General features: G+C 67.6%; 4 protein-coding genes. 2 read left to right on the top strand and 2 right to left on the bottom strand.

Going from position 1 to position 4,975, the window contains the following annotated elements; genetic code table 11:
• Nucleotides 1–483: 483 nt before the first annotated feature.
• A complete protein-coding gene (locus tag ACFFIC_RS27630) occupies nucleotides 484–753 on the top strand; it encodes a hypothetical protein (protein ID WP_377056515.1) in 270 nt (89 codons plus the stop codon).
• 142 nt (nucleotides 754–895) lie between these two features.
• Here the strand turns inward: ACFFIC_RS27630 and ACFFIC_RS27625 are convergent, their stop codons facing one another.
• Both ACFFIC_RS27625 and ACFFIC_RS27620 read right to left on the bottom strand, forming a co-directional pair.
• On the bottom strand, nucleotides 896–1,099 hold the full coding sequence (locus ACFFIC_RS27625) for a cold-shock protein (protein WP_377056513.1): 204 nt from the start codon (nucleotides 1,097–1,099) through the stop codon (nucleotides 896–898).
• A gap of 411 nt (nucleotides 1,100–1,510) precedes the next feature.
• Nucleotides 1,511–3,826 (bottom strand): type IA DNA topoisomerase, encoded by a 2,316-nt coding sequence (locus ACFFIC_RS27620; RefSeq protein ID WP_377056511.1) that lies wholly within the window; start codon nucleotides 3,824–3,826, stop codon nucleotides 1,511–1,513.
• A 190-nt stretch (nucleotides 3,827–4,016) separates the two neighbouring features.
• On the opposite strand from ACFFIC_RS27620, the gene ACFFIC_RS27615 reads away from it, so the two are divergent.
• A complete protein-coding gene (locus ACFFIC_RS27615; protein WP_377056509.1) occupies nucleotides 4,017–4,406 on the top strand; it encodes a hypothetical protein in 390 nt (129 codons plus the stop codon).
• The last annotated feature ends 569 nt before the right edge of the window (nucleotides 4,407–4,975 follow it).

The following is a 4,975-nucleotide window of genomic DNA, read 5'->3' as shown; positions in this document are numbered from 1 at the left end:
TCCTCCTCAGCAAGCCATACCGCCGGCACGAACTCGCCACCAAAGTCAGAACCGCCCTGGAGGATGGTATTCTGCGACAGAAGGGGCAGGTCGCGGCCGGGTGAATGCCGCGGCTTCCGCCTCAGCCGGCTGGCTGCTGGCCGAGGTGGCGCGACATGCCCCCGAACCCGTGCGGCGTGCCTGGTTCCCGAGGGGCAGCACCACCGGCCGCCGGATCGCGTGCCGTGGCGTGCAACGTCATGTCCCAGGCGCGGAGGTTTGCTTCCGGCGAGGTGCGAAACGCCAGGTCACGCCCTTCGGACGCTGCGCGCGGTTGTTCCGCGGGCATCCTGAGGCACCCACCGGGACGCTTCCCTCCGTCGAACCATGCGGCTCCGTGTGCAAGCAGCGGATGCGCAGCCTTCTCATGAGGGTCCGTCAGGTGCAGACTTCGACCCGTCGACACAGGGGATCATTCGGGCTGTGACCAAGCAGGAGCAGTTCTTGTGGATCGTGCAGACGGCCATCATCGTCAACGCCGTTCGGCTGACGGTGGGCCGGGGTGCCGGAGGGGACGTGTCGGACATCTCCCTCACCGGAAACTGGGGCGCGATCTCCGACGCGATCCGGGTGAGCGAGCTGATCCCGGAGGACATGGACGCGGACACCGCAGCGGATGACTACTGCACGTACATGCTGAGCAACCAGCGCCGCGCCGAGATCCAGGCCCATGGCCATCCGCTCCCTTGCCCGGAGTGGTTCGCCCGCCCTTGAAGGCAGCACCATGATGGCCAGGCCCGGCTAACGCGAAACCTCAAATGCGAAAGCCCCGGCCGGATTTCTCCAGCCGGGGCCCAGGCGCACCTCGGTTCATCACCGAAGTGCTCGTCTTGAAGGCGGCTAAGCCGCCTTGCACTCAAGCCTGGCGGAGGTTGCCGGCCGAGAGCTTGCCCTGCTGGCCGCTCTGCACGTCGTATTCGAGCTTGTCGCCCTCACGCACGTCCAGGCCGGCGCGCTGCACGTCGGAGATGTGCAGGAACACGTCCTTGGAGCCATCGGAGGGCTGGATGAAGCCGTAGCCCTTGGTTGCGTTGAACCACTTAACGGTACCGGTCGCCATGATTTTGATCCGATCAAATCAAGAAAACCGCTGAGCACGATTGCCCAACGGATCACCTTCGCCTTGAAACGGAAACAAACCCGGCGCCCGCGAGGGCAGAGGAGTCAAACCGAAACAACGAAACCTGACCGCTTCAATATGAGCCATTCGCGCCAGGATGCAAGGCTTTCTTTGAGCGCGACTTGGCGGTGATTTCCTTGAAGCTTCATGCGGGACTTTGCGCGCCCGGCCGGTCGCCTCGGGCAACTTCGCCTTCCCCTGCGTGGGCCGGCGCGTGGACTGCGGCGGCCAGGCTTCCAGCCGAGCCCGCCGCTCGAGCACGATACCACAGCATCTTGAAGGGCGGTCCGCCCTTCGCTCCACCCCGACGCTCCTACGGGCGGCGCTTCGCCAGAGGGGCGTCGCAAGGAATCACAGCCAGCCACGTTCCCGGAAGGCGTCGAGGTCGGTGCCGGATGGCGCATACCAGCCGCCTGCCCGGTAGCGCGCGCCAAGGCGCAACGCAGCTTCCTTGTTGCCGAAGGGAATGCGCAGCGGGGTGTCGTCGGCCAGTTGCGGGGCTGGGGTGGAGACTTGCGCCGCCGCGGCGGCCTTGCCCCGTGGCTTGCGTCCGGACGCGGCGGTCTTGGCGCCGGGCTTGCGCCGCGTGCCTGTTCTGGTCGCCGGACGTGGCGGGGGCTCGCCCTCGCCCCCTTCCATGCGGGAGGGTGGGGCGGATCGCGCCGGCGCTTCCCCCTTTCTGCCGGCGTGCTGGTCCAGGAAGGCGCGGCAGGCGGCGGCCGAGGTGGTGTAGCCGCGTGGCGGCTTGAGACCCTTCTGCTGTGCCAGGCTGTCCACGAAGCGCTTCATGGCGGGGGTGGGTGCACGGTCGGCGCCGCCCCGCGGCGACGCGCCGGCGAGCAGGGCGGGAACGGTCGAGGCTCCTCCCTCCGTCAGCCGCCCGATGATGCGGCTGGCCTGGGCGCAGACGGCATCGATCGCGGCGGTCATCTCCTGCTGCCCGACCAGCACCTCATCCAGGAGGCGCTCCATCTGCGCGGTGACGCCGGGATCGACCAGGGCGGGGTCGGCGCGCTCCAGCACCGTGAACAGGGACAGGCCGCGCTCGGTGGGAACGATGTTCTTGCCTTCGGCCACCAGGAACTCCTGCGCCTTGAGGCCGCGGATGATCTCCGCCCGGGTGGCGGGGGTGCCGATGCCTTTGGCTTCCTTCAGCCGTTCCCGCAGTGCCTCGTCCTCCACGAAGCGCCAGGCATTCTGCATCGCCTCGATCAGCGTGCCCTCGTTGTACCGCGGCGGGGGGCGGGTTTCCTTGTCCTCCACGGTGGCGTCGCGCAGGCGGGCGGCCTCGCCGTCGCGCAGCGGAGGAAGGGGCTGCGCATCTTCGCCGCGCTCCTCGGCGGGTTGCCAGTCGGGGAAGGCGGCGCGCCAGCCGGGGTCGATGGGCTGGCGGCCCGAAGCCCGGAAGGCATGGCCGCGCACGTCCATGAGGACGGTGGTCTGCCGGTAGCGGTAATCCGGCATCACCGCTGCCAGGTAGGAGCGTGCGATGACGTCGAACAACCGCCGCTCGTCGGAGGAGAGGCGGGGCCAGGCCTCGCGCAGCGTGTCCACCGTGTTCACGTTGGGGATCACGGCATGGTGGCTGGCGCCGGCCAGGCCCTTGTCGTGGAAGTGCCCGGAGGCGCCGCGCCGCACCACCGGCGGGTCGGGCACCGGGATGGCCGCGAAGGCGCGGCCGACGCGCAGCCCAGCCACGATGCGCGGCACGTCCGGCACGAGGCTTTCCGGGAGGTAGCGGGTTTCGGCGCGGGGATAGGTGATGATCTTCTTTCCTTCCCCGTCGTAAAGCTGCTGCGCGACCTCCAGCGTGTGCGCGGCCGACCAGCCGAAGCGCGAGCCGCAGAGCTTCTGGAGGGAAGGAAGGTCGTGCAGGCGGGGAGGGGACTGTCGCTTGTCCTCCACCCGCACCGCCAGCGGTCCCTCGAAGCCCTCGGCCAGCGCGGCGACGGCTTCGGCGTCCTCGCGCTTGAGGATGCGCTCCTTGGGCGCGTGGCGGAGGCGGAAGCGCCCGGCTTCCACCTCCGCGGTGGCCACCACCTCGAAATAGGCCTGTGGGACGAAGTTGCGGATCTCCAGCTCCCGCTTGCAGACGATGGCCAGGGTGGGGGTCTTCACCCGGCCGACGCCGATCACGGCGCGAGCGCCCTTGGCCAGGGTGACGGTGGCCGTGCGGGTGAGGGAAAGGTTGTAGATCTGGTCCGCCTGGCGGCGCGCGACGGCGGCCGCATAGAGGCGGGCGTATTCGGCGTTGGGTCGGGCGCGGGAGAAGGCGTCGCGGATGGTCTGCGGGTCCTGGGCGGTGAAGATCACCCGCATGACGCGCCCGCGGTACCGCAGGTGCTCCAGGATCTCCTGGCCGATCAGCTGGCCCTCCCGGTCGCAATCGGTGGCGAGCCAGACGCACTCAGCGCCGCGCAACGCGTCCTTGATGGCCTTGAGCTTGGAAGCCTTGTTGCCGCCGGATGCCGGTTTGGTGGGGTAGAGCCCTTCCGGGCGAAGGAGGATGGGCGACCAGCGCTTCCATTCCGGCACGGCCTCTTCCGGCTCCACAAGGTCGAAGAGGTGGCCCTCTGCGGGGAGGATCATGCCGTAGCGGGCGCCGACGGCGGCGCGGACGTCCTTGGCCTGGCTGGTCTTCTCGGTGATGACGATCTGGGAGGGCATCGGGCCGGCCGGGCGTGTCCTTCTGTTGCGGGCATTGATGGCCCGCGGCGCGGAGCGCAGGCTTTTATGGCCATCGGGGGGGCGCGGCACCACCGGGCTCAGGAAGGCCGGATGGAAGGTTCGCGCGACCCTTTCCGGTCATGGGCTTAGCAGATATGGCTCCCGGCTCGTCCTTGCAGAGCAGCCTCGCATGATCCGCCTCCAGCTTCCGGGCCTACCGCTTCTCCTGGTCGCGCTCGCGGCCATGCCGGTGGCGGCCGAGACCTGCAGTTCCTCCACGCTCGCGTCCACGGAGTTCGCGACTGCTCGCTGGTGCGGTGATCCCCCTGCGGCCGGAACCCTTCGCATGGCGCGCAAGGGTGGCCGCGCGGAGGATTTCCTTGACGTTCCCCTGGATACCTTCCGCGAGGTGGTGCGCACGCCGAACGTGTCACGGTACGTTGCCGAGGAGATCGTGCCACGCTTCGAACGGCGTCCGGTGACCACGGTACCGCCGCGATCGGTCCTCCACCGGGCAGGCCGTGCCGTGCCTCCGGACGAGGCGCCCGCTCCGCACTCGTCCTCATCGCGGCCGCGCTGATCCCCAGAGGATGCGGCCGCGCTCAAACCGGAAGCGGATCCGCGTCACGGCCGTCCCAGGCGTTCGCTGCAGTCGGAGCAAGAGGGGCGATGAGGGCCCGTGCGAAGCGCGTGGAGCAGGTCTGCGCGGTGGTCCGGACTCCCAGGTTTTGGGCTCTTGCAATCTCGAACGGCCGGCAGTATCTGGCGCCTCCGCAGCTGATCAAGCCGAAAACCAGATTTGATCGTGGACCTTGAAGATGATGCTCACGGGCATTATGTTGAGTGTCCGCAGTAAAGACGGTTGAAGTTTGATCGCTGGCAGGGACCGTGCTCGAGGCAGTTTTCTCGGACAAGATCCTAACTGGGCGGCGGGATTATGTTTCTCGGGTTTGGCGAAGAAAAGGGGTTGATCTTGGCGCGATAAGCGCTATATCTTCTCCCTACCGACGCGATGGATTGCTTCCGGGTTGATGGTTTTGCTTTCGGGCAGGAACCAGAGTATCTGGTCTTATTTCATCATGTCATTCGTTCTTTCAAAACAGAATCTGTCTTTTGGAAGTCAAGCGGGCATTTTGCTTTGACGTGGTG

Origin of the sequence: Muricoccus vinaceus (genome assembly GCF_042433125.1) — a bacterium.
GTDB classification, from domain to species: Bacteria; Pseudomonadota; Alphaproteobacteria; order Acetobacterales; family Acetobacteraceae; genus Roseomonas; species Roseomonas vinacea.
Note: the sequence above shows the minus strand (reverse complement) of the source record. Positions and strands in the feature narration are given on the sequence as shown.